The 22,587-nt window shown below is 72.3% G+C and carries 23 protein-coding genes; 14 read left to right on the forward strand and 9 right to left on the reverse strand.

From position 1 onward, the window contains the following. The first annotated feature begins 3 nt into the window (after nt 1–3). From JOE61_RS21100 to JOE61_RS21145, 10 genes are all read left to right on the forward strand, one after another. Complete coding sequence (locus JOE61_RS21100) at nt 4–441, forward strand: Rieske (2Fe-2S) protein (protein ID WP_193670666.1); 438 nt, start codon at nt 4–6, stop codon at nt 439–441. Nucleotides 442–484: 43 nt separating this feature from the next. Then, nucleotides 485–2,497, forward strand: a complete 2,013-nt coding sequence (gene uvrC, locus JOE61_RS21105) for an excinuclease ABC subunit UvrC (RefSeq protein WP_193670667.1) — start codon at nt 485–487, stop codon at nt 2,495–2,497. Further along, nucleotides 2,494–3,372, forward strand: coding sequence for an RNase adapter RapZ (gene rapZ, locus JOE61_RS21110; RefSeq protein WP_193670668.1), 879 nt, complete (start codon nt 2,494–2,496; stop codon nt 3,370–3,372). Before uvrC ends, rapZ begins: the two co-directional genes overlap by 4 nt. Next, nucleotides 3,372–4,388: a gluconeogenesis factor YvcK family protein gene (locus tag JOE61_RS21115; protein ID WP_193670669.1), complete on the forward strand. Its 1,017-nt coding sequence runs from the start codon at nt 3,372–3,374 to the stop codon at nt 4,386–4,388. Before rapZ ends, JOE61_RS21115 begins: the two co-directional genes overlap by 1 nt. A gap of 19 nt (nt 4,389–4,407) precedes the next feature. Next, nucleotides 4,408–5,394: a DNA-binding protein WhiA gene (whiA, locus tag JOE61_RS21120; RefSeq protein WP_193670670.1), complete on the forward strand. Its 987-nt coding sequence runs from the start codon at nt 4,408–4,410 to the stop codon at nt 5,392–5,394. A gap of 134 nt (nt 5,395–5,528) precedes the next feature. Beyond that, the gene (gene gap, locus JOE61_RS21125) at nt 5,529–6,527 is read left to right on the forward strand and encodes a type I glyceraldehyde-3-phosphate dehydrogenase (protein ID WP_193670671.1); all 999 of its coding nucleotides are present in this window, start codon (nt 5,529–5,531) and stop codon (nt 6,525–6,527) included. Between the two features lie 2 nt (nt 6,528–6,529). Then, nucleotides 6,530–7,756 (forward strand): phosphoglycerate kinase, encoded by a 1,227-nt coding sequence (locus JOE61_RS21130; RefSeq protein WP_193670672.1) that lies wholly within the window; start codon nt 6,530–6,532, stop codon nt 7,754–7,756. Nucleotides 7,757–7,760: 4 nt separating this feature from the next. Next, the gene (gene tpiA / locus JOE61_RS21135) at nt 7,761–8,570 is read left to right on the forward strand and encodes a triose-phosphate isomerase (protein WP_204797336.1); all 810 of its coding nucleotides are present in this window, start codon (nt 7,761–7,763) and stop codon (nt 8,568–8,570) included. Between the two features lie 31 nt (nt 8,571–8,601). Beyond that, nucleotides 8,602–8,832, forward strand: a complete 231-nt coding sequence (gene secG / locus JOE61_RS21140) for a preprotein translocase subunit SecG (RefSeq protein WP_179616650.1) — start codon at nt 8,602–8,604, stop codon at nt 8,830–8,832. A 38-nt stretch (nt 8,833–8,870) separates the two neighbouring features. Then, nucleotides 8,871–9,230: an RNA polymerase-binding protein RbpA gene (locus JOE61_RS21145; protein ID WP_193670673.1), complete on the forward strand. Its 360-nt coding sequence runs from the start codon at nt 8,871–8,873 to the stop codon at nt 9,228–9,230. Nucleotides 9,231–9,306: 76 nt separating this feature from the next. Here the strand turns inward: JOE61_RS21145 and JOE61_RS21150 are convergent, their stop codons facing one another. Beyond that, entirely contained in the window at nt 9,307–10,050 is a 744-nt protein-coding gene (locus JOE61_RS21150; RefSeq protein WP_193670674.1) for a putative endonuclease domain-containing protein, read from the reverse strand. An 86-nt stretch (nt 10,051–10,136) separates the two neighbouring features. Between JOE61_RS21150 and JOE61_RS21160 the strand changes: the two genes are divergently transcribed. Further along, nucleotides 10,137–11,554, forward strand: a protein-coding gene (locus JOE61_RS21160; RefSeq protein ID WP_372440070.1) for an IS3 family transposase whose coding sequence is annotated in 2 segments (ribosomal slippage) — nt 10,137–10,377 and nt 10,377–11,554 — 1,419 coding nt in all. Because the reading frame shifts where the segments join, the coding sequence is not laid out codon by codon here. On the opposite strand, the gene JOE61_RS21165 is transcribed toward JOE61_RS21160, so the two are convergent. The 5 genes from JOE61_RS21165 to tkt all read right to left on the reverse strand — a co-directional run bounded on the left by JOE61_RS21165 (nt 11,538) and on the right by tkt (nt 17,618). After that, nucleotides 11,538–11,801 carry a hypothetical protein gene (locus JOE61_RS21165; protein ID WP_193668915.1) on the reverse strand — a complete coding sequence of 88 codons (264 nt, stop codon included), beginning with the start codon at nt 11,799–11,801 and terminating at the stop codon, nt 11,538–11,540. The two genes, JOE61_RS21160 and JOE61_RS21165, sit on opposite strands and share 17 nt — an antisense overlap. A 97-nt stretch (nt 11,802–11,898) precedes the next feature. Next, entirely contained in the window at nt 11,899–12,633 is a 735-nt protein-coding gene (gene pgl, locus JOE61_RS21170) for a 6-phosphogluconolactonase (protein ID WP_193668914.1), read from the reverse strand. Continuing rightward, nucleotides 12,630–14,306 carry a glucose-6-phosphate isomerase gene (gene pgi, locus JOE61_RS21175; RefSeq protein ID WP_193668913.1) on the reverse strand — a complete coding sequence of 559 codons (1,677 nt, stop codon included), beginning with the start codon at nt 14,304–14,306 and terminating at the stop codon, nt 12,630–12,632. Before pgi ends, pgl begins: the two co-directional genes overlap by 4 nt. After that, entirely contained in the window at nt 14,303–15,409 is a 1,107-nt protein-coding gene (tal, locus tag JOE61_RS21180; protein WP_193668912.1) for a transaldolase, read from the reverse strand. Before tal ends, pgi begins: the two co-directional genes overlap by 4 nt. 52 nt (nt 15,410–15,461) lie before the next feature. Next, the gene (gene tkt, locus JOE61_RS21185) at nt 15,462–17,618 is read right to left on the reverse strand and encodes a transketolase (protein WP_193668911.1); all 2,157 of its coding nucleotides are present in this window, start codon (nt 17,616–17,618) and stop codon (nt 15,462–15,464) included. Nucleotides 17,619–17,743: 125 nt separating this feature from the next. Here tkt and JOE61_RS21190 point away from each other — a divergent pair, with 125 nt between their 5' ends. Beyond that, nucleotides 17,744–18,673, forward strand: a complete 930-nt coding sequence (locus JOE61_RS21190; protein ID WP_193668950.1) for a heme o synthase — start codon at nt 17,744–17,746, stop codon at nt 18,671–18,673. 428 nt (nt 18,674–19,101) lie between these two features. Here JOE61_RS21190 and JOE61_RS21195 read toward each other — a convergent pair whose 3' ends face one another. The 3 genes from JOE61_RS21195 to JOE61_RS21205 are packed head-to-tail and all read right to left on the reverse strand — an operon-like array spanning nt 19,102 to nt 21,718. Continuing rightward, entirely contained in the window at nt 19,102–19,956 is an 855-nt protein-coding gene (locus JOE61_RS21195) for a COX15/CtaA family protein (protein ID WP_307823148.1), read from the reverse strand. Nucleotides 19,957–19,970: 14 nt separating this feature from the next. Beyond that, the gene (locus JOE61_RS21200) at nt 19,971–20,756 is read right to left on the reverse strand and encodes an ABC transporter permease (protein ID WP_193668909.1); all 786 of its coding nucleotides are present in this window, start codon (nt 20,754–20,756) and stop codon (nt 19,971–19,973) included. Further along, complete coding sequence (locus tag JOE61_RS21205; protein WP_443678578.1) at nt 20,753–21,718, reverse strand: ABC transporter ATP-binding protein; 966 nt, start codon at nt 21,716–21,718, stop codon at nt 20,753–20,755. Before JOE61_RS21205 ends, JOE61_RS21200 begins: the two co-directional genes overlap by 4 nt. Nucleotides 21,719–21,774: 56 nt before the next feature. Between JOE61_RS21205 and JOE61_RS21210 the strand changes: the two genes are divergently transcribed. Continuing rightward, on the forward strand, nt 21,775–22,143 hold the full coding sequence (locus JOE61_RS21210; protein WP_193668908.1) for a hypothetical protein: 369 nt from the start codon (nt 21,775–21,777) through the stop codon (nt 22,141–22,143). Continuing rightward, nucleotides 22,136–22,534: a hypothetical protein gene (locus JOE61_RS21215; protein ID WP_193668907.1), complete on the forward strand. Its 399-nt coding sequence runs from the start codon at nt 22,136–22,138 to the stop codon at nt 22,532–22,534. Before JOE61_RS21210 ends, JOE61_RS21215 begins: the two co-directional genes overlap by 8 nt. Nucleotides 22,535–22,587 lie beyond the last annotated feature (53 nt).

Genomic DNA, 22,587 nt, shown 5'->3' on the forward strand with positions numbered 1-22,587 from the left:
GCCATGAACGAGCGCCCGTCCGCGACCCCCGTCAGCCGTCGTCACGCCCTGGGGGGTGCCGCGGGGGTCGGGCTGGGCCTGCCGCTGCTGGCCGCCTGCGGCGGCGACGAGGGCGGGTCCACGGCCTCGGACCCCACGCCCGAGGTGGCCCCGGGGGAGCCGCTGACCACGACCGCCGACGTGCCCGTGGGCGGCGGGGTGATCCTGGCCGAGGAGAAGGTCGTCGTCACCCAGCCCAGCGAGGGCGAGTTCAAGGCCTGGTCCAACGTCTGCACCCACCAGGGCTGCGCGCTCGAGAGCGTCACCGCCGAGGGCATCCGCTGCCCCTGCCACGGCTCGGTCTTCGACGTGGCGACCGGCGAGCCCCTCTCGGGGCCCGCCAACAGCGCTCTGGCCGAGCTGCCGCTCACCGTCGAGGGCGACTCGATCACCCTCGCCTGACGCCGGGCCCGGGGGTGTCCCCGGCGACTCGTAGGCTGGTGCGGTGCCAGACCGACCAGCCCGGCCAGAGCGGCGCAGCACCCGCGGCCCGTTGTCCTACCGTCCCGAGCCCGGCTCGATCCCGACCGGTCCGGGCGTCTACCGCTTCCGCGACGCCAAGGGGCGCGTGGTCTACGTCGGCAAGGCCAAGAACCTGCGGGCCCGGCTGTCGTCGTACTTCCAGGACATCGCCCACCTGCACCAGCGCACCGCGACGATGGTCACCACGGCCGCCAGCGTGGAGTGGACGGTGGTCAACACCGAGGTCGAGGCCCTGCAGCTGGAGTACTCCTGGATCAAGGAGTACGACCCGCGCTTCAACGTCAAGTACCGCGACGACAAGTCCTACCCGTGGCTGGCGGTCACCGTGGGGGAGGAGTTCCCCCGCGTGATGGTCGGGCGCGGCGCCAAGCGCCGCGGCACCCGCTACTTCGGTCCCTACAGCCACGCGTGGGCGATCCGCGAGACCGTCGACATCCTGCTGCGGGTCTTCCCGATGCGCTCGTGCAGCAACGGGGTCTTCAAGCGCTCCGCCCAGATCGGCCGCCCCTGCCTGCTCGGCTACATCGACAAGTGCTCGGCGCCGTGCGTGGGCCAGGTCAGCGCCGAGGAGCACCGCGCGATCGTCGACGACTTCTGCGACTTCATGAGCGGGCAGACCCGGCCGTTCCTGCGCCGCATCGAGAAGCAGATGTACGCCGCCTCCGAGGCGATGGACTTCGAGAAGGCGGCCCGCCTGCGTGACGACCTCGGCGCCATGCAGCGCGCCCTGGAGAAGCAGGCGGTGGTGCTGGGCGACGGCGCCGACGCCGACGTGATCGCGCTGGCCGAGGACCCGCTCGAGGTGGCGGTGCAGATCTTCTACGTGCGCGGGGGCCGGATCCGCGGCCAGCGCGGCTGGGTCGCCGACCGGGTCGAGGAGGGCGGCACCGCCGAGCTGGTCGAGCACTTCCTGCTCCAGCTCTACGCCGGTGACTCCGAGTCGATCCCGCGCGAGATCCTGGTGCCGGCGCTGCCGCCCGACCACGCGACGTTCGAGGAGCTGCTCAGCGAGCTGCGCGGGGGGCGGGTGCAGATCCGGGTGCCCCAGCGCGGCGACAAGCGGACCCTGCAGGAGACGGTGGCCTCCAACGCCGCCCAGGCGCTGGCCCTGCACAAGACCAAGCGCGCCAGCGACCTGACCACCCGCAACCGGGCCCTGGAGGAGATCCAGGAGGCCCTCGAGCTCGACGACGTGCCGCTGCGCATCGAGTGCTACGACGTCTCCAACCTGCAGGGCACCGAGGTGGTGGCCTCGATGGTGGTCTTCGAGGACGGCCTGGCCCGCAAGGGTGAGTACCGCAAGTTCGTCATCAAGGGCGTCGACGGGCAGAACGACGTCGCCTCGATGCACGAGGTGATCACCCGGCGCTTCCGACGGCTGCTCGACGAGCAGGCGCGCTCCGAGACCGTCGAGGGCCAGGACGGCCCGATGCTGGTCGACCCCGAGACCGGCCGGCCCCGCAAGTTCGCCTACTCCCCGGGCCTGGTGGTGGTCGACGGCGGCCCGCCGCAGGTGGCCGCCGCCCAGCGCGCCCTCGACGAGCTCGGCATCGACGACGTGCCGGTCTGCGGGCTGGCCAAGCGACTCGAGGAGGTGTGGGTGCCCGGCCAGGAGGACCCGGTGATCCTGGCCCGCTCCTCCGAGGGCCTCTACCTGCTCCAGCGCATCCGCGACGAGGCGCACCGCTTCGCCATCACCCACCACCGCAGCCGGCGTTCCAAGTCGATGGTCGAGAGCGTCCTCGACGACGTCCCGGGCCTGGGCGAGGTGCGGCGCAAGACGCTGCTGGTCCACTTCGGGTCCTTGAAGAAGCTGCGGGCGGCCACTGCCGAGGAGATCGCCGAGGTGCCGGGCATCGGGGCCCGCACGGCCGCCTCGATCAAGGCCGCGGTCACGCCCGAGGGCGAGGCCGGGGAGACTGCTCCGGTGATCGTTTCGGTGAACACCGCCACGGGAGAGATCGAGGAAGCATGAGCGAGCAGCAGCAGCCCCCCACCGGACCGCTGGTGGTGGTGACCGGGATGACCGGCGCGGGGCGCAGCACCGCGGCCAAGGAGCTCGAGGACCTCGGCTACTACGTCGTCGACAACCTGCCGCCGAGCCTGCTGCGCGACGTGGTGCGCCTCGTCGACGAGAGCCAGGGCGCCGGGCAGCCGATCGCGGTGGTCGTCGACGTGCGCTCGGGCTCGTTCTTCGGCTCCCTGCAGGCCAACCTGGCCCAGAAGGCCACCGGGCGCCGCGCCACGCTCGTCTTCCTCGAGGCCACCGACGACGTGCTCGTACGCCGCCAGGAGGCCGCGCGCCGCCCGCACCCGCTGCAGGGCAGCGGCCGGCTCCTCGACGGGCTCGAGCGCGAGCGGGTCGTGCTCGCCGACCTGCGCGGCGAGGCCGACCTGGTCATCGACACCACCGCCCTCAACGTGCACCAGCTGACCGGGCGCATCCGCGAGGCGTTCGGGTCGCCGGACTCCACCGACCTGCGCATCCGCGTGGTCAGCTTCGGCTTCAAGTACGGCATCCCCGTCGACGCCGACTACCTGGCCGACATGCGCTTCCTGCCCAACCCGCACTGGATCCCCGAGCTGCGCCCGCACACGGGCCGCGACCAGGAGGTCTCGGAGTACGTGCTCTCGCAGCCGGGGGCCGCGGAGTTCCTCGACGGCTACCTGCCGGTGCTGACCGGGGTGGCCGAGGGCTACCTGCGCGAGGGCAAGCGCTTCATGCGGGTGGCGATCGGGTGCACGGGCGGCAAGCACCGCAGCGTCGCGATGACCGAGGAGGTCACCCGCCGGCTGGTCGAGCTCGGCCTCCAGGCCACGGCCACCCACCGTGACCTGGGCCGCGAGTGATGGCGCCGGCACCCGCCGACCGGGCGCAGTCGGTGGTCGCGCTGGGCGGCGGGCACGGCCTGCACGCCTCGCTGCGCGCCCTGCGCAGGCTGGTCGACGAGGTCGTCGTCGACGACCTGACCGCGGTGGTCACGGTCGCCGACAACGGCGGCTCCTCCGGCCGCCTGCGCGGTGAGTTCGGGGTGCTCCCGCCCGGCGACCTGCGCATGGCGCTGGCCGCCCTCTGCGGCCTCGACGAGTGGGGCGGGACCTGGGAACGGGTGCTGCAGCACCGCTTCGCCGGCGAGGGCGAGATGAACGGCCACGTCGTGGGCAACCTGCTGATCGTGGCCCTGTGGGAGCAGCTGGGCGACCACGTGCAGGCCCTCGACCTGGTCGGGCGGCTGCTCGGGTCGGCCGGCAGGGTGCTGCCGATGGCCCTGACCCCGCTCGACATCACCGCCCAGGTGCGCGGCCTCGACCCGGCCGACGACGACGCCCTGACCCTGGTGCGCGGACAGGTCGAGGTCGCCACGACCGGCGGGGTGATCACCCGCGTCGACCTCGAGCCGGCGGCGCCGCGCCCCTGCCCCGAGGCCCTACAGGCCGTCGCCGACGCCGACTGGGTGGTGCTGGGCCCCGGCTCCTGGTTCAGCTCGGTCATCCCGCACCTCCTGGTCCCCGACCTGCGCCACGCGCTGGTCTCCACCGACGCCCGCGTGGTGGTGGTGCTCAACCTGGAGGAGCAGCCGGGCGAGACCGGGGGGTTCGGCCCGGCCGACCACCTGGCGGTCCTGGTCGAGCACGCGCCCGAGCTCGCCGTGCACACCGTGCTGGCCGACACCCGCATCGGTGCCGAGGAGCGGGCGCACCTGCTCGAGGTCGTCGAGGCCGCCGGGGCGCGGCTGGTGGTCGCCGACGTCGCCTCCGCCGACGGTGGTCCGCGCCACGACCCGGTCAAGCTGGCAGCGGCGTACGAGAGCATCGTGCTGGGCGCAGGGGCGCCGGGCGACGCCGACCTCGTGGCCCGCCCGTGATCGTGGCAGGATTCAACGCATGGCGATGACGGCACAGGTGAAGGCGGAGCTCGCCTCCACCCAGATCACGAAGACCTGCTGCCGCAAGGCCGAGGTGGCCTCGATGCTGCGCTTCGCCGGCGGGCTGCACATCGTCAGCGGCCGGATCGTCGTGGAGGCCGAGCTCGACACCGGCGCCGCGGCCCGGCGGCTGCGCCGCGACGTCTCCGAGGTGTACGGCGCGCAGTCCGACGTGGTGATGGTGCAGGGCAACGGCATCCGCAAGGGCAGCCGCTACATCGTGCGCGTGGTCAAGGACGGCGAGTCGCTGGCCCGCCAGACCGGGCTGCTCGACCAGCGCGGCCGCCCGGTGCGCGGGCTGCCGCCCGCGGTGGTGGCCGGCGGCGGCTGCGACTCGGTGGCCGCCTGGCGTGGTGCCTTCCTCGCGCACGGCTCGCTGACCGAGCCGGGCCGCTCGTCCTCGCTCGAGGTCACCTGCCCCGGCTCCGAGGCCGCGCTGGCGCTCGTCGGCGTGGCGCGGCGGCTGGGCATCCAGGCCAAGGCGCGCGAGGTGCGCGGCGTCGACCGGGTGGTCATCCGTGACGGCGACGCGATCGGCCAGCTGCTGACCCGCCTCGGCGCCCACGAGTCGCTGATGGCCTGGGAGGAGCGCCGGATGCGCCGCGAGGTGCGGGCCACGGCCAACCGCCTGGCCAACTTCGACGACGCCAACCTGCGTCGCTCGGCGCGCGCCGCCGTCGCCGCGGGCGCGCGGGTCGAGCGGGCCATGGAGATCCTGGGCGAGGAGGTGCCCGACCACCTGCGGATGGCCGGCACCCTGCGCCTGGAGCACAAGCAGGCCTCGCTCGAGGAGCTCGGCCAGCTCCACGAGCCGGTGCTCACCAAGGACGCGATCGCCGGGCGGATCCGCCGGCTGCTGGCGATGGCCGACAAGCGCGCCGAGGACCTGGGCATCCCCGACACGGAGTCGTCGCTGACCCCGGAGATGATGGCCGAGGACGTCTGAGCCGCGACCCCGGTCGCGGTTACCCGGTCGTACCCCGGGACGGGGCTGCGACCCCGGCGCTGGTGGCGATAGGGTCGTGACGCACGCCGCCCCGGTTCCGGGAGCGGGCCGTCAGCCACAGAGCAGGAGCAGCAGTGACCGTTCGAGTAGGTATCAACGGGTTCGGCCGGATCGGCCGCAACTTCTTCCGTGCCGTCCGCGCCTCCGGTGCGGACATCGAGATCGTCGGGGTCAACGACCTGACCGACAACGCCTCGCTGGCCCACCTGCTCAAGTTCGACTCGATCCTGGGCCGTCTCGACGCCGACGTCTCGGCCACCGAGGACGAGATCCGCGTCGGCGACCAGGTCGTGAAGACCTTCGCCGAGCGTGACCCGGCCAACCTGCGCTGGAGCGACCTCGGGGTCGACGTGGTCGTCGAGTCGACCGGCTTCTTCACCGACGCGACGAAGGCCCGTGCCCACGTCGACGCGGGCGGCGCCAAGAAGGTCATCATCTCCGCGCCCGCCTCCAACGAGGACATCACCGTCGTGATGGGCGTCAACCACGAGCTCTACGACCCGGCGCAGCACACCGTGATCTCCAACGCGTCGTGCACCACCAACTGCCTCGCGCCGATGGCCAAGGCCCTCAACGACGAGTTCGGCATCGTCAAGGGCCTGATGACCACGGTGCACGCCTACACCGCGGACCAGAACCTGCAGGACAACATCCACAAGGACCCGCGCCGCGCCCGCGCCGCCGCCCTCAACGTGGTGCCCACCTCGACCGGCGCCGCCAAGGCGATCGGCCTGGTCCTGCCCGAGCTCAAGGGCAAGCTCGACGGCTACGCCCTGCGCGTGCCCGTGCCCACCGGCTCGGCCACCGACCTGACCTTCGAGGCCGGTCGCGAGACCACCGTCGAGGAGGTCAACGCTGTGGTGCAGAAGGCCGCCGACGGTCGCTTCCTGCGCTACTCGACCGACCCGATCGTCTCCTCCGACATCGTCACCGACCCGGCGTCGTGCATCTTCGACGCGCCGCTGACCAAGGTCATCGGCAACCAGGTCAAGGTCGTCGGGTGGTACGACAACGAGTGGGGCTACTCCAACCGTCTGGTCGACCTCATCGGCTACGTCGGCGAGACGCTCTGACGGTGGCTTCGCACACTGACCTCGCCCAGCTCCTGGCGCAGGGGGTCGAGGGCAAGCGGGTGCTGGTCCGCTCTGACCTCAACGTCCCGCTCGACGGGCCCGCCGACGCGCGGGTGATCACCGACGACGGGCGCATCCGCGCGAGCGTGCCCACCGTCCGCGCCCTGGCCGAGGCCGGGGCGCGGGTGGTGGTCACCGCCCACCTCGGACGTCCCCAGGGCGCCCCCGACCCGGCGTACTCGCTCGCGCCGGTGGCCGCCCGCCTGGGCGAGCTGCTGGGCCGTGACGTGGCCTTCGCCCGCGACACCGTGGGGGAGTCGGCCCACGAGAGCGTGGCCGGCCTCGAGGACGGTCAGGTCGCGCTGCTGGAGAACGTGCGCTTCAACGCCGCCGAGACGAGCAAGGACGACGCCGAGCGCGAGGACTTCGCGGCCCGGCTCGCCGAGCTCGCCGACGTCTTCGTCTCCGACGGCTTCGGCGTCGTGCACCGCAAGCAGGCCTCGGTGTACGACGTGGCCAAGCGCCTCCCGCACGCCATGGGCGGTCTGGTGGCCACCGAGATCGAGGTGCTGCGCCGGCTGACGCAGACGCCCGAGCGGCCCTACGTGGTCGTCCTGGGCGGCTCGAAGGTCTCCGACAAGCTCGGCGTCATCGACAACCTGCTCGGCAAGGCCGACAAGCTGCTCATCGGCGGCGGGATGGTCTTCACCTTCCTCAAGGCCCAGGGCCACGAGGTCGGTCAGAGCCTGCTCGAGGAGGACCAGCTCGACACCTGCCGGGCCTACCTCGAGCGCGCCGAGGCCTCGGGCGTGCAGATCCTGCTGCCCGGCGACGTCGTCGTCGACAGCGCGTTCCCCTCGGGCGAGCGCGAGCCCGAGCCGCGCGTGGTCCCGGCCACCCAGATCCCGGCCGACTGCCTGGGCCTCGACATCGGTCCGGCCGCCGGCGCCGACTTCGCCGCGGCCCTGGCCGACGCCCGGACCGTCTTCTGGAACGGGCCGATGGGCGTCTTCGAGGTCCCCGCGTTCTCCGACGGCACCCGTGCGGTCGCGCAGGCGCTGACCGGCATCGACGGCCTCTCGGTCGTCGGTGGCGGCGACTCGGCCGCGGCCGTGCGCGCGCTCGGCTTCGACGAGGACGCGTTCGGCCACATCTCCACCGGCGGTGGGGCCTCCCTCGAGTACCTCGAGGGCAAGGACCTCCCCGGCATCGACGTCCTGGAGGACTGACCACATGGCTCGCACCACCCCCGCCGCCGGGCGCACCCCGCTGATGGCCGGCAACTGGAAGATGAACCTGAACCACCAGGAGGCGGTGGTGCTGGTCCAGAAGCTCGCCTGGGTGCTCAAGGACAAGAAGCACGACCACGCCAAGGCCGAGGTCGTCGTGGTGCCGCCGTTCACCGACCTGCGCTCCGTGCAGACCCTGGTCGACGGTGACCGGCTGCCGGTGCGCTACGGCGCCCAGGACGTCTCCGTGCACGAGTCGGGCGCCTACACGGGCGAGATCTCCGCCGGCATGCTCGCCAAGCTCGGCTGCTCCTACGTCGTGGTGGGCCACTCCGAGCGCCGCGAGCACCACGGCGAGAGCGACGAGCTGGTCAGCGCCAAGGCGCACCGCGCGCTCGAGGCCGGGATGACCCCGATCGTCTGCGTCGGCGAGGGCCTCGAGACCCGCCGGGCCGGCGAGCACGTGGCGTACTGCCTGGCCCAGGTGCAGGGCTCCCTGGCGGGCTTCAGCGCCGAGCAGGTCGCGGGCCTCGTGGTCGCCTACGAGCCGGTGTGGGCCATCGGCACCGGCGAGGTCGCCACGCCCGAGGACGCGCAGGAGGTGTGTGCGGCCATCCGCGAGCACGTCCGCTCGACGCTGGGCGACGAGGCCGCCGACGGCGTGCGGGTGCTGTACGGCGGCTCGGTCAAGGCCGCCAACATCGCGGGGATCATGGCCAAGGACGACGTCGACGGTGCCCTGGTGGGCGGCGCGAGCCTGCAGGCCGAGGAGTTCGGCGGGATCTGCCGGTTCTACGACATGCCGGTCCTGTGACCGTCGGACCCGTGACGTAGGCTTCGCGACCGTGGAAACGTTCCTCACCATCATCCTCGTCCTCACCAGCTCCCTGATGATCCTGCTCGTGCTGCTGCACAAGGGTCGAGGCGGCGGTCTCTCCGACATGTTCGGTGGCGGCGTCTCGAGCTCGCTCGGCGGCTCCTCGATCGCGGAGCGCAACCTCGACCGGCTCACGGTCGGCATCGGCGTGATCTGGTTCGCCACCGTCATCTCGATGGGTCTCCTGCTCGCCTACTGACCCGTCCGTCCTGTTCGACCGTCGTTGAAGGAGAGCTCGTGGCTGGTGGAGGAAGTGCGATCCGGGGCAGCCGCGTCGGCGCCGGACCGATGGGCGAGGCGGAGCGTGGCCAGGCCGCGCCGCGCCAGACCGTGACCTACTTCTGCGGCCGCGAGCACCGCTCGGTGGTGGCCTTCTCGATCGAGGCGAAGGTCCCCGAGTCGTGGGACTGCCCCAAGTGCGGCCTGCCGGCCAGCATGGACGCCGAGAACCCGCCCGCGGCCCCCAAGAACGAGCCCTACAAGACGCACCTGGCCTACGTGAAGGAGCGGCGCTCCGACGAGGAGGCCGCCGAGATCCTCACCGAGGCCCTCAAGCTGCTGCGCAGCCGCCGCAAGTCCGGCGACCTGATCTTCTGACGCGAACGGGGTCCCGACCCGGCTGGTCTGAACGAGCCGACTCGCGAGTCGGCTGGTTCGAACGAGCCGACTCGCGTCACCAGTGCCGCGACAGACCCGCGCGCTCGCGGGACTGGGCGTAGCCCGCACGGATCATCGTCTCGGCGGACCGGACCTGTCCGAAGAGGTGCTCCTTCCGCAGGACCACGATGATCCACCCCAGGCGCGCGGCAGCCTCGCGGCGTCGGCGGTCCCGCTCACGCTGTTCCGGGGTCGAGTGCCACTCCTCGCCGTCGTACTCGAAGGCGACCTTGAGCTCGGGGACCGCCATGTCGAAGCGCGCGACGTGGACACCGTCGTGCCACAGCTCGTACTGCGGCACCACCGGGACGCGGCACTCGTGGCAGCGCAACCGGAGGATGGACTCCGCCGGTGACTCGGCGCGCCCGTCTGCCAGCGGCCCGACCGCCCGCAAAGTCCGGATCCAGCGCCGCCCCGCATAGCGCTCGATGCCTGCGACGAAGGCGTCGTGGTCGAACCCGGGCACCCGGTGGAGGGAGTCCACTCCCGCCAGCGCCTCGTCCGGCCAACGACGGCGCCCCAGGTCGTGGGCCGTGCGCAGGGCGGTGGTCACCCTCAGCCCGTGGACTGACGTGATGTCACGAGGTGCGAGCTCGCGCTCGCCGCCGTCGGAGATCGTGTTGCGCAGGCGGCCTCTGCCGGGCGGCAGCACGACGCTCAGCGGTTGGAGCGCGAGGTGCTCGCCGGGTGCCAGCGCGCCTTCGGCGCCGTGCAACCAGGCGGCATGCCGGTCGGTCACCACCGCGTCCGGTGGAGCCACCAGGCGCAGGGCCCTGTGCGTCAGGCTGAGGTGAGACACCGCTACTGAGTTCCTTCCCTCTGCACGGGCGAGAAGCGAGACACCTGATGACCATGACGTTGGCTGATGCTGCCCGGATCGATGATGGGGTGGTGAGCCCGAGAGCAGACCGTCCGAAGCGACGCACGTTCACCGCCGAGTACAAAGCGAAGATCCTGGCCGATTACGACGCCGCCGACCGCGGCGAGCGCGGTGCGATCCTGCGGCGGGAGGGGTTGTACTCCTCCCACATCGTGGAGTGGCGCAAGGCCGCCGAGTCTGGCGCCGCCTCAGCGCTGGCCCCCCAGGCCAAGGACCGTCGCGAGCGGCAGCGGGATCGGGAGGTCGAACAGTTGCGCGCCCGTGCGGAAAAGGCCGAGGCCGAGTTGGCCAGGACGAGGGCCGCGTTGGACATCGTGGGAAAAGCACACGCGCTCTTGGAGACGCTCTCCGAGAGCACGGGCACGCCGAAGCCGCCCGGACGGTGATCAACCCTGCCGTCGACGAGCTCGCCGAGCTGACCTCGGTGACCAAGGCGTGTGAGCTGCTGGGACGACCCAGGGGCAGCCACTACCGCGCCAAGCAGCCTCGGTTGCACGGCCCGAAGCCGTCGCGTCCGAGGCCGCCGAACGCGCTCACCGTGGCCGAGCAAGCCGAGGTGCTGGAGGTGTTGACCTCGCCGAGGTTCTGCGACAAGTCGGTGGCCCAGACCTGGGCGACGCTGCTGGACGAGGGCACCTACCTGTGCTCGATGTCGACGATGCACCGGCTGCTGCGCGCCCACGGTGCGGCCGGCGAGCGGCGCCGGCAGGCCACCCATCCTGCCAAGACGAAGCCCGAGCTGTTGGCCACCGCGCCGGGGCAGGTCTGGTCCTGGGACATCACCAAGGTCCGCGGCCCCCAGCGCGGGATCTGGTTCCAGCTCTACGTCGTGCTCGACATCTACTCCCGCTACGTCGTGGCCTGGACCGTGCAGGCTGTCGAGGACTCCGAGATCGCCAAGACGATGCTGGAGAAAGCGATGGGCGTGCACGGCATCCCTCAGGCGATCCATGCCGACCGCGGGACGTCGATGACCTCCAAACCCGTCGCCCAGCTGCTGCTCGACCTCGGCGTCGACCGCAGCCATTCCCGGCCGCGGGTCAGCAACGACAACCCGTTCAGCGAGGCCATGTTCAAGACCCTGAAGTACGCCCCGGTCTTCCCCGAGGCGTTCGGCTCGCTGGCCGACGCGAGAGCGTTCTGCGAGGACTTCTTCGGCTACTACAACCACGAGCACCGTCACTCCGGGATCGGGCTGCACACCCCCGCGTCGGTCCACCACGGCACCGCAACCGAGATCCGGGCCCAGCGGCAGCACACCCTGGACGCAGCCCACGCCGCTCACCCCGAACGGTTCGGCACCCGCCGACCCCAGGCCCCGAAGCTCCCCCAGGCCGCCTGGATCAACCAGCCATCACCGGAGGCCCTCATACAGACCGCGTGACGAGACGTGTCTCAGACTGCTTGACATCTTCCGGGGCGGCACCCCGGGTTGCGACGTCGTCCGGTGCCGATGCGGCAACCAGCACGCCCTTGACGACACGGCGAAAGACTCCGTGGTCGACGAGGTCGGCCAGCTGCCGTCGGGTCAGTCCTGCTTCAGTGGCGCGAGCGACGGCGAACGGTTCCACGCTGGGGAGTCCGAGCGCCGGGTCGACCACACGTGCCTCAAGCATGTCCTTGATGTCCATGGACCGGAGGCTGCCCGCCGTACGTCGTCACAACCTGGCGCTCCCGCTACCTGTGGACAACCGCGAGTCGGCCGGTTCAAACCAGCCGGCTCGCGGGTTAGAGGTGGGAGGCGGCGGGGCGGTCGAGGAACCAGGTGGTCTCCACCTGGCCCCGCGGGACGCTGGCCGGGGTCTGGGCCGGGGTGGTGGTGGCGGGGGAGAGGGCCCGGGCCACGGCGTCGGCCTTCGCCTCGCCGCTGACCAGGAACCAGGTGCTGCGCGCCCGGCCCAGCGTCGGGAAGGTGAGGGTGACCCGGTCGGACGGGGGCTTGGGGGAGTCGTGCACCGCCACGACCGCCCGCTCCTGCTCCTCGAGCTCGTCGAAGCCGGGGAAGAGCGAGGCCACGTGGCCGTCGGGGCCCACGCCCAGCATCAGCACCTCGAAGCCGTCGGCGCCGTGCTCGGCGAGCTCGGCGGCGTACCGCTCGGCGGCCTCCTCGGCCGAGGCGACGTCGTCGCTGGAGGGCACCTCGTGCACGTGCTCGGCCGGCACGCCCAGCGCGTCGATGAACGCCGCTCGTGCCTGCCCCGCGTTGCGGTCCTCCGAACCCGATGCCACGAACCGCTCGTCGCCCCACCACAGCGCCACGCGCGACCAGTCGACCTCGCCCGAGGTGCCCAGGCGCGCCACCTCGGCGTGCACGGCGTCGGCGATCGAACCGCCCGTCAGCACGACAGCGGGCACCCGGCCGGCGCTCTGCGCGTCGGCGATCCGCACCAGCAGCTCGCCGGCCACGGCGGTGGCCAGGGCAGCCGCGTCGTCGTGGACCTCGATCAGCGGTTCGGTGGTCATCGGGCTCCGTCCGTCGTACGCCGGTGGGCGCGGTAGTACTCGATGAGCGAGCGGGTCGAGGCGTCCTGGTCGGCCAGTGCGTCGGCGTCGCCGGCGACGGCGGGACCGACCTCCTGGGCGAGCTGCTTGCCGAGCTCGACGCCCCACTGGTCGAAGCTGTCGATGCCCCAGACCACGCCCTGGGTGAAGGTGATGTGCTCGTAGAGCGCGACCAGCTGGCCCAGCACCGACGGCGTCAGCGCCGGTGCCATGATCGAGGTCGTGGGCCGGTTGCCCTCGAAGACGCGGGCCGGCACCACGGACTCGTCGGTGCCCTCGGCGCGCACCTCGTCGGCGGTCTTGCCGAAGGCCAGCGCCCGGGTCTGGGCGAAGAAGTTGGCCAGGAGGAGCTCGTGCACGTCCTGGTCTCCGTCACGCAGCGGGTGCGCGGGCTCGGCGACCGCGATGAAGTCGGCCGGCACCAGCCGGGTGCCCTGGTGGATGAGCTGGTAGAACGCGTGCTGGCCGTTGGTGCCGGGCTCACCCCAGAAGACCTCGCCGGTGCCGGTGGTCACCTCGGTGCCGTCCCAGCGCACCCCCTTGCCGTTCGACTCCATCGTCAGCTGCTGCAGGTACGCCGGGAAGCGGTGCAGCAGCTGCGCGTAGGGCAGCACGGCGTGGGTCTCGGCACCCATGAAGGTCGTGTACCAGATGTTCAGCAGCCCCATCAGCAGCGGCACGTTGGCCGCGGGCTCGGCGGTGCGGAAGTGCTCGTCGACGGCGTGCATGCCGGCCAGCAGCTCGGCGAACCGTTCGGGCCCGATGGCGATGACCAGCGAGGTGCCGATGGCCGAGTCGAGCGAGTAGCGGCCCCCGACCCAGTCCCAGAAGCCGAAGGCGTTGGCCGGGTCGATGCCGAAGTCGGCGACCTTGTCGAGCGCCGTCGAGACCGCGACGAAGTGGCGGGCCACGGCGTCGGCACGGTCGACGTCCGGGCCGAGCCCGTCGAGCAGCCAGGCCCGGCACAGCCGGGCGTTGGTCAGCGTCTCGAGGGTGCCGAAGGTCTTGCTGGAGACGATGAACAGCGTCGTCGCGGGGTCCAGCCCCTCCAGCGTCATCGCGGCGTCGCTCGGGTCGATGTTGCTGATGAAGCGGCACTCGACCCGGTCGTGGGCGTAGGGCCGCAGCGACTCGTAGGCCATCACCGGACCGAGGTCGGAGCCGCCGATGCCGATGTTGACCACGGTCCGCACCGGCTCGCCGGTCGCCCCGCGCCACTCGCCGGAGCGCACCTTCTCGGCGAAGGCGTAGACCCGGTCGAGGACCTCGTGCACGTCGGCGACGACGTCCTGGCCGTCGACGACCAGCTCGGCGTCCCGGGGCAGGCGCAGCGCCGTGTGCAGGACGGCGCGGTCCTCGGTCACGTTGACCCGCTCGCCCGCCATCATCGCGTCGCGGCGTGCCTCCACGCCGGTCTGCTCGGCCAGCGCGAGCAGCTGGTCGAGGACCGTGTCGTCGAGCAGGTTCTTCGACAGGTCGACGTGCAGGTCGCCCACGGTGTGCGTCAGGCGAGCCGCACGGTCGGGGTCGTCGGCGAACCACGCCCGCAGGTCCGGGTCGAACCCGGTGGCGTGGGCCGCCAACCGGCCCCAGGCGTCCGTCGATCGAGGGTCGTGGGACGCCGCCGAGGTCATCGCGTGACCTTCTCCATCTGGCCCTGCACCGTCTCGACGAGCTCGGTCCACGACTTCTTGAACTTGTCGACGCCCTCGGTCTCGAGAGCCAGGATGACGTCGTTCCAGTCGACGCCCACGTCGCGGATCCGCTCGATGGTCGCGCCGGCCTCGTCGGCGGTGCCGGTGACCTGGTCGCCCTGCACGTCGGCGTGGTCGGCGACGGCCTCGAGGGTCTTCTCCGGCATCGTGTTGACCGTGTCGGCGACCACGAGGCCGGTGACGTACATGGTGTCGGAGTAGTCGGGGTTCTTGACCCCGGTGGAGGCCCACAGCGGCCGCTGCGGGTTGGCTCCGGCCGCGGCCAGGCGCTGCCACCGCTCGCTGGCGACGACCTCCTCGTACGCCGCGTAGGCCAGGCGCGCGTTGGCGACCGCGGCCTTGCCGCGCAGCTCGAGCGCCTCGTCGGTGCCGATCGCCTCCAGCCGCTTGTCGACCTCGGAGTCGACGCGCGAGACGAAGAAGGAGGCGACCGAGTCGATGGTGGACAGGTCGATGCCGGCCTCGTGGGCCCGCTCGAGCCCGGCGAGGTAGGCCTCCATCACGTCCTGGTAGCGGGTGATGCCGAAGATCAGGGTCACGTTGACGCTGATGCCCTCCGAGATCGCCGTGGTGATCGCCGGCAGCCCCTCGAGCGTGGCCGGGATCTTGATCAGCACGTTGGAGCGGTCCACGGCCTTCCACAGCGCCCGGGCCGAGGCCATGGTGCCCTCGGTGTCGTTGGCCAGGTCGGGCTCGACCTCGATCGAGACCTTGCCGTCGTGCTTGGTGGCCTGGGCGGTCGGCTCGAGCACGTCGCACGCGTTGCGCACGTCCTCGGTGGTGAGCTCGAGGATCACCTCGTCGACGTCCTTGCCGTCGGCGACCAGGCGTCGTACCTGCTCGTCGTAGCGCTCGCCGTCGGCGATGGCGCCGGCGAAGATGGTCGGGTTGGTGGTCACGCCGACGACGTGCTTGGCGGCCACCAGCTCGGCCAGGTTGCCGGTCTCGATGCGCTCGCGGGAGAGGTCGTCGAGCCAGATGGAGACACCGGCGTCGGACAGGTCCTTCAGATGGTCACTCATGTGTTCCTCCTGGTGTGCGGTGCTGTCTGGGCGGGGTACGGCGGCGTGCGGCTCAGCCGGCGGCGGACAGGGAGTCCTTGGCCGCGTCGACGACGGCCTGGGTCGTGATGCCGTACTCGGTGTAGATGCGTGCGTACTCGGCGGAGGCGCCGTAGGTCTCGATGGAGACGATGCGGCCCTGGTCGCCGACGACCTCGCGCCAGCCGAGCGCCACGCCGGCCTCGACGGCCACGCGGGCCTTGACGGTGGCGGGCAGCACGCGCTGGCGGTAGGCCTCCTCCTGGGCGTCGAACCACTCGCGGCACGGCATGGACACGACGCGGGCGCGCACGCCCTGCTCGGCCAGCGTGGCGCGGGCCTCGACGGCCAGCTGCAGCTCGGAGCCGGTGCCGACGAGGATCACGTCGGGCTCGCCGCCCTCGGCGTCGACCAGCACGTAGCCGCCGCGGTGCACCTCGGAGGTGTCGGCGAAGCCGTCCTCGCCACGCGGGAAGACCGGCAGGTTCTGGCGCGAGAGCGCGAGACCGGCCGGACGGTCGGTGGTGCGCATGATGTGCGCCCAGCAGGCGGCGACCTCGTTGGCGTCACCGGGGCGGACCACGTCGAGCCCGGGGATGGCACGCAGCGCGGCCAGGTGCTCGATCGGCTGGTGGGTCGGTCCGTCCTCGCCGAGCCCGATCGAGTCGTGGGTCCACACGTAGGTGACCGGCAGGCCCATCAGGGCCGCCAGGCGCACGGCGGGGCGCATGTAGTCGGAGAACGTCAGGAAGGTGCCGCCGAAGACACGGGTGCCGCCGTGCAGGGCGATGCCGTTCATGATCGAGCCCATCGCGTGCTCGCGGATGCCGAAGTGCAGCACGCGGCCGGCGTACGGGTCGCCCTTCCAGGAGTCCGTGGAGCGCTCGGCGGGGATGAAGGACGGGGCGTCCTCGATGGTGGTGTTGTTGGAGCCGGCGAGGTCGGCCGAGCCGCCCCACATCTCCGGCACCTTCGCCGCGATGGCGTTGATGACCGCGCCGGAGGCCTTGCGGGTGGCGACGTCCTTGCCGGCGGGGAAGGAGGGCAGGTCGGCGTCCCAGCCGTCGGGCAGGCTGCGGGTGCGCATCCGCTCGAAGACGGCCGCCCCCTCGGGGTTGGCCTCGGCCCAGGCGCGGAAGTCCTGCTCCCAGGCGTCCTGGGCGGCCTTGCCGCGCTCGACGGCGCCGCGGGTGTGCTCCAGGACGCCCGCCTTGAGCTGGAAGACCTGCTCGGGGTCGAAGCCGAGCAGCTCCTTGGTGGCCGCGACCTCCTCGGCGCCCAGGGCCGAGCCGTGCGAGGCCCCGGTGTTGCGCGCGTTGGGGGCGGGCCAGGCGATGATCGTCTTGAGCACGATGAAGCTGGGCTTGTCGGTGACGGTCTCGGCGGCCGCGATCGCGTCGTGCAGCTCCTGGACGTCCTCGACGTAGTCGTTGCCGCCGTTGGTCCAGTCGACGGTCTGCACGTGCCAGCCGTACGCCTCGTAGCGCGCCGCCACGTCCTCGCTCAGGGCGATGTCGGTGTCGTCCTCGATCGAGATCTGGTTGGCGTCGTAGATGACCGTGAGGTTGCCGAGGTTCTGCACCGCGGCCAGGGCGGAGGCCTCGGCACTGACGCCCTCCTCGATGTCGCCGTCGCTGCAGATCGCGAAGACGCGGTGGTCGAAGACCGAGGCGCCGTCGCCGGCCGCGGGGTCGAGCAGGCCGCGCTCGCGGCGGGCGGCCATCGCCATGCCCACGGCGTTGGCGACGCCCTGGCCGAGCGGGCCGGTGGTGGTCTCCACACCGGGGGTGTGGCCGTGCTCCGGGTGACCCGGGGTCTTCGAGCCCCACTGGCGCAACGCCTGCAGGTCCTCGATCTCCAGGCCCCAGCCTCCGAGGAAGAGCTGGGTGTAGAGGGTGATGGAGCTGTGGCCGGCGGAGAGCACGAACCGGTCGCGACCGGCCCAGTCGGGGTCGGCGGGGTTGTGCCGCATCACCTTCTGGAAGAGCAGGTACGCCGCCGGCGCGAGGCTCATGGCCGTGCCGGGGTGCCCGTTGCCGGCCTTCTCGACGGAGTCCATGGCCAGCACGCGGGCAGTGTCCACGGCGAGCTGGTCGGTGTCGGTCCACTCGAGGGAGGCGGGAGAGGTCACGGGGTTCCTTCCGGGGCTGACTGAAGTCCTATTTCGGGGGCCACGGGGTCCAACAGACATCGGGCCCAGGCGATTCCGAGCCTACCGATGACGGGCAGTAGACTCTCATCCGCACCACCTCACCTCACCCGTCTGCACATCGAGGACCCTTCGTGACCCACGCCGGCCAGTCGGCCGCTGACGCCCTGCACGACGACGCGACGGCGAGCGGAGGTCCCGGCCCCGCCCGGTTCCGTGACGTGGTGGCGGCGTACGTGGGGCTGACGAAGCCGCGGGTCATCGAGCTGCTGCTGCTGACCACGGTGCCGGTGATGTTCTTCGCCGCTCGCGGCGTCCCGCCCCTGGGCCTGGTGCTGGCCACCGTCGTGGGCGGCACCTTCTCGGCCGGCTCGGCGTCGGTCTTCAACTGCGTCTACGACCGTGACATCGACGAGCAGATGCGGCGCACCCGACGACGGGCGCTGCCGCGCCACATCGTCAGCGCCCGCGCCGCCATGGTCTTCGGCCTGGTGCTGGGCGTGGCCTCGGTCGTGGTGCTCTACGTGTGGGTCAACCCGCTGTCGGCGCTGCTCGCCGTCGCCGCCGAGGCCTTCTACGTCTTCGGCTACACGATGGTGCTCAAGCGGCGCACCACCCAGAACATCGTGTGGGGCGGCCTCGCCGGCTGCTTCCCGGCCCTGATCGGCTGGACGGCCGTGACCGGCGAGCTGGCCTGGACCCCCGTGGTGCTCTTCATGGTCGTCTTCTTCTGGACGCCGCCGCACACCTGGGCGCTGGCGCTGCGCTACCGCGAGGACTACGCCAACGTCGACGTGCCGATGCTGCCCGTCGTCGCCCCGGCCCGCGAGGTCGGGCGCCAGATCGTCCTGTACTCGTGGGTGATGGTCGCCACCTCGCTGCTGCTGTGGCCGGTGGCCGGAACCGGTCCGGTCTACCCGGTCGTGGCGACCGTGCTGGGCGCGGTCTTCCTGGTGGAGGCGCACCGCATGTGGGGGCGCACCAAGTCCGCCGACGACCTGGCCACCATCCAGCCGATGCGGCTCTTCCACTCCTCCAACCTCTACCTCTCCCTCCTCTTCGTCGCCGTCGCCCTCGACCCCCTGCTGCTCGGCTGAGCGGCCGCGGCGTACGGCGGCCGCGGCGTCGGTCGAGCAGTGACGAGCGCCAGCGAGGAGCGTCGTCGAGACCGGGTGAGTGATCCGCTCGCCGTACGCCGGGTGGTCGCTGGGTCTCGGCGTCGCTCGAGCCTTCGGCCCTCGCTGCTCGACCAACGGGTGCTCGCGGCGTGTGGAGTGGTCACAGACGACGCTGCCAGGGGCTGAGTGCCTGTCGCTTGTGACCACTGCGGCGGTGGTCGTTGGTCGAGCAGTGACGAGCGCCAGCGAGGAGCGTCGCCGAGACCGGGTGAGGTGCCCGCGTGCCGTACGCCGGGTGGTCGCTGGGTCTCGGCGTCGCTCGAGCCTTCGGCCCTCGCTGCTCGACCTACGGCGGCGGCCTTGCTGCTCGACCAACGGCGGTGGCCCCGCTGCTCGACCTACGAGGCTCAGGGGTGGCGCACGCGCAGGAGGGTCCAGGTGACGCTGGCGGAGAGGATGGCGGCGCCGAGGAGGTGCAGGCCGACGAGCAGGACCGGCAGGTCGGTGAAGTACTGCACGAAGCCGATCAGGCCCTGCCCGAGCTCGATGCCGAGCAGGACCAGCGCCGCCTGCACCGCGGGGCGGGGGGCGCGCTGGACGAGCAGGGTCACGACGAGCCCGACGGTCAGGCCCAGCAGCAGGAAGACCGCGTCGGCGTGCAGCTGGCTCCACTGGGCCGGGTCGAGGCCGTTGCGCTCGGTGGCGGCGTCGCCGGCGTGCGGTCCGGCACCGGTGACGATCGTGCCGAGGTAGAAGACGACCCAGGCGGTGGCGAGCACGCCCCAGGCCAGCGCCACGGCGGGTCCGCGGGCGGGAGGCACCGGTCGGTCGAGGACCTGCAGGAAGCGGACGGAGAGCGCGACCAGGCCCAGCGACAGCAGCAGGTGCAGCGAGACGATCCAGGAGTTCAGCTCGGTCAGCACGGTGATGCCGCCGATGACGGCCTGCGCCGGGATACCGAGCCCGAGCACCACGGAGAGGCGCACCAGGTCGCGTCGGCGGGTGCGCAGCGCCGCCACGAAGAGCAGCACGGCCACGGCGACCAGCACGAAGGTCAGCAGCCGGTTGCCGAACTCGATCGCGGAGTGGAACTCGAGCTCGCCGTGCGGCCGGAACGACTCGTCGGTGCACCGCGGCCAGGTCGGGCAGCCGAGCCCCGAGCCGGTCAGGCGCACCGCGCCGCCGGTCACCACGATGCCGATGTTGGCGACCACCGAGGCCCAGCCGGCCCAGCGTGCCTGCCGCAGGCGGATGGTGTGCACGTCTGGCACGGTCCTCACTCCCACTTGAAGGTGCGGGCGGTCAGCACGGTGCCCAGGGCCGCCCAGCCCGCGAGCACCGCCAGGGGCAGCAGCGCCACCTGGCCGTCGATCAGGGCGTCCCGCATCCCGCCGCCCAGCGCCCCCGAGGGCAGCCAGCGCACCACCTCGCCGAAGCCGCCGTACGCCGTCGCGGGCAGCACGACCGCGCCGCCGGCGAGCAGCAGGAGGTAGACGAGGTTGGCCGCGGCCAGCGTGGCCTCGGCGCGCAGCACCCCCGCGACGAAGAGGCCCAGCGCCGCGAAGGCGGCGGTGCCGAGCGCCGCGGTGGCCACGGCTCCGGCCACGGCAGCGGCCGAGGCCGCGGGCGACCAGCCGAGCAGCAGGGCCACGCCGCCGACGACGACGAGCTGCAGCAGCTCGACCAGCAGCAGCGCCAGCACCTTGCCGGCCAGCAGGCCGGTGCGGGGCAGGGGAGAGGAGCCGAGACGCTTGATGACCCCGTAGCGACGCTCGAAGCCGGTGGCGATGGCCAACGACGTGAACGCCGTCGACATCACCGCGAGGGCGAGCACGCCCGGGGTGAAGACGTCGACGGGACGACCGTCGAGGTCGAGGCCGACGCGGGCGGAGCCGGCGACGGCGCCGACGAGCACGATGACCGGGATCACCACGGCGAGCAGCAGCTGCTCGCCGTTGCGCAGCATCAACCGGGCCTCCATCCGGGCCTGGGCCACCACCTGCCGGTGCAGCGGCGCGCCGCCGGGGCGCGGGGTGAAGGTGCCGTTCGCGACCGCGCTCACGAGGCGTGCTCCTCGAGCTCGCGACCGGTCAGCTGCAGGAAGACGTCCTCGAGGCTGCGGGTGCCCAGGGTCAGCGACTCGGGCAGCACGCCCTGCTCCTCGCACCACCGCGAGACGCGGGCCAGGGTGGAGGCGTCGGCGGGGCCGGTGACCAGCAGGCTCAGCGAGTCGAGCAGGGTCACGCTGGTGCCGGGGCCGAGCGCGGCGGTCAGCGACTCGGGCGCACCCGGCGGGAACGGGCGGGTCACGACCAGCCGGATCGTCGAGACGCTCCCGCCCCGGGTCAGCTCGAGCGGCGAGCCCGACGCGATCAGCCGGCCGTGGTCGATGATGTGCACGGTGTCGGCCAGGCGCTCGGCCTCGTCCATGTAGTGCGTGGTGAGCACGACGGTCACCCCGTCGCCGCGCAGCTCCTCCAGCAGCTCCCACGTCGTACGCCGCGCCTGCGGGTCCATGCCTGCGGTCGGCTCGTCGACGAAGACGATCTCGGGGCGCCCGACCAGCGCCATCGCGAGGCCGAGGCGCTGCTGCTGGCCGCCGGAGAGCCGGCGGTAGGGGGTCCGGCCGCACTCGGCCAGGCCGAGCCGCTCGACCAGCAGGTCGTGGTCGACGGGGTGGGCGTGCAACGCCGCGACGTGGCGCAGCATCTCCTCGGCCCGCACCCCGCTCCAGGCACCGCCGCCCTGCAGCATCACGCCGATGCGCGGCAGCAGCTCGCGGCGCTCGCGGACGGGGTCGAGGCCCAGCACCCGCACCCGCCCCTCCTGGGGCCGCCGGTAGCCCTCGCAGGTCTCGAGCGTCGTGGTCTTGCCGGCGCCGTTGGGGCCCAGGACCGCGGTGATCGATCCGCGCGCGACCTGCAGCGACAGGTCGTCGACGGCCGTCTTGCCGGCGTACCGCATCGCCAGTCCCTCGATCGCCACGGCAGGGGCGTCGGCGTGACGCGCGGGGTTCGGTGGCACCCCAGAAGTGTAGGGAGGGCGCGGGAGTCGCCTGGTGCACCCCTAGGCTGAGCGGCGTGAACGTGTGGCTCATGGCTCTGGTGCTGGTGCTGACCGGGGTCGCCGTGGTGGCCACCGTCGTGATGCTCGTGCGTGACGAGTCCCCGCCGGGCGACCCCTACTTCCTGCTGCTCGGACTGCTGCTGGTGGTGCTCCTGGTGCAGGCCGTGGTGGGCCTGGTGGCCCTGGCCGGCACCGAGGCCGACGTCGACGGGCCCACGTTCGTGGCCTACCTGCTCACCGCCGTGCTCGTGGTGCCGGTGGGCGCGGCGCTGGCGCTGGTCGAGCGCAGCCGGTGGGGCACGCTGGTGCTGCTGGTCGCACTGCTGACCGTGGCCGCCATGCAGGTGCGCCTCGACTCGCTGTGGGCCGGCGCGGGTGCCTGAGCTCGCCAGCGGCCCCGGGCGCGTGCTCGTGGCCGTGTACGGCGTCCTGGGCGTCGCCGCGACCGGCCGCTCGGCCGTGCAGCTGCTCGGGCGGCCCGAGGAGGCGCCGCTGGCCTACTCGCTCTCGCTCCTGGCCGCCGTGCTCTACCTCGTCGCCACCGCCAGCCTGCTGCGCAGCACGCCGCGTGCGCGGCGCGTCGGCCTCGTCGCCTGCTCGGTCGAGGCGGTGGGGGTGGTCGTGGTCGGGGTGCTCTCCTACACGGCGAGCGACCTGTTCCCCGACAAGACGGTCTGGTCGCACTTCGGCCAGGGCTACGCCTTCCTGCCCCTGGTGCTGCCCTTCCTCGGCCTGGCGTGGCTGAGACGCACGTCACCCTCCGCCGCGGGGTAAGGGTGGCCTTGCTTGAAGGGCCCGGAGCAATAACGGCACACTGATGTTGTGGA

The sequence above is a fragment of the Nocardioides salarius genome (assembly GCF_016907435.1).
GTDB lineage: Bacteria > Actinomycetota > Actinomycetes > Propionibacteriales > Nocardioidaceae > Nocardioides > Nocardioides salarius.

Coding starts and splice junctions, on each gene's coding strand:
- JOE61_RS21100 (WP_193670666.1), top strand. CDS start 4: ATGAACGAGCGCCCGTCCGCGACCCCCGTCAGCCGTCGTCACGCCCTG.
- rapZ (WP_193670668.1), top strand. CDS start 2,494: ATGAGCGAGCAGCAGCAGCCCCCCACCGGACCGCTGGTGGTGGTGACC.
- JOE61_RS21115 (WP_193670669.1), top strand. CDS start 3,372: ATGGCGCCGGCACCCGCCGACCGGGCGCAGTCGGTGGTCGCGCTGGGC.
- whiA (WP_193670670.1), top strand. CDS start 4,408: ATGGCGATGACGGCACAGGTGAAGGCGGAGCTCGCCTCCACCCAGATC.
- tpiA (WP_204797336.1), top strand. CDS start 7,761: ATGGCTCGCACCACCCCCGCCGCCGGGCGCACCCCGCTGATGGCCGGC.
- JOE61_RS21165 (WP_193668915.1), bottom strand. CDS start 11,801: ATGGACATCAAGGACATGCTTGAGGCACGTGTGGTCGACCCGGCGCTC.
- pgl (WP_193668914.1), bottom strand. CDS start 12,633: ATGACCACCGAACCGCTGATCGAGGTCCACGACGACGCGGCTGCCCTG.
- pgi (WP_193668913.1), bottom strand. CDS start 14,306: ATGACCTCGGCGGCGTCCCACGACCCTCGATCGACGGACGCCTGGGGC.
- tal (WP_193668912.1), bottom strand. CDS start 15,409: ATGAGTGACCATCTGAAGGACCTGTCCGACGCCGGTGTCTCCATCTGG.
- tkt (WP_193668911.1), bottom strand. CDS start 17,618: ATGTCTGTTGGACCCCGTGGCCCCCGAAATAGGACTTCAGTCAGCCCC.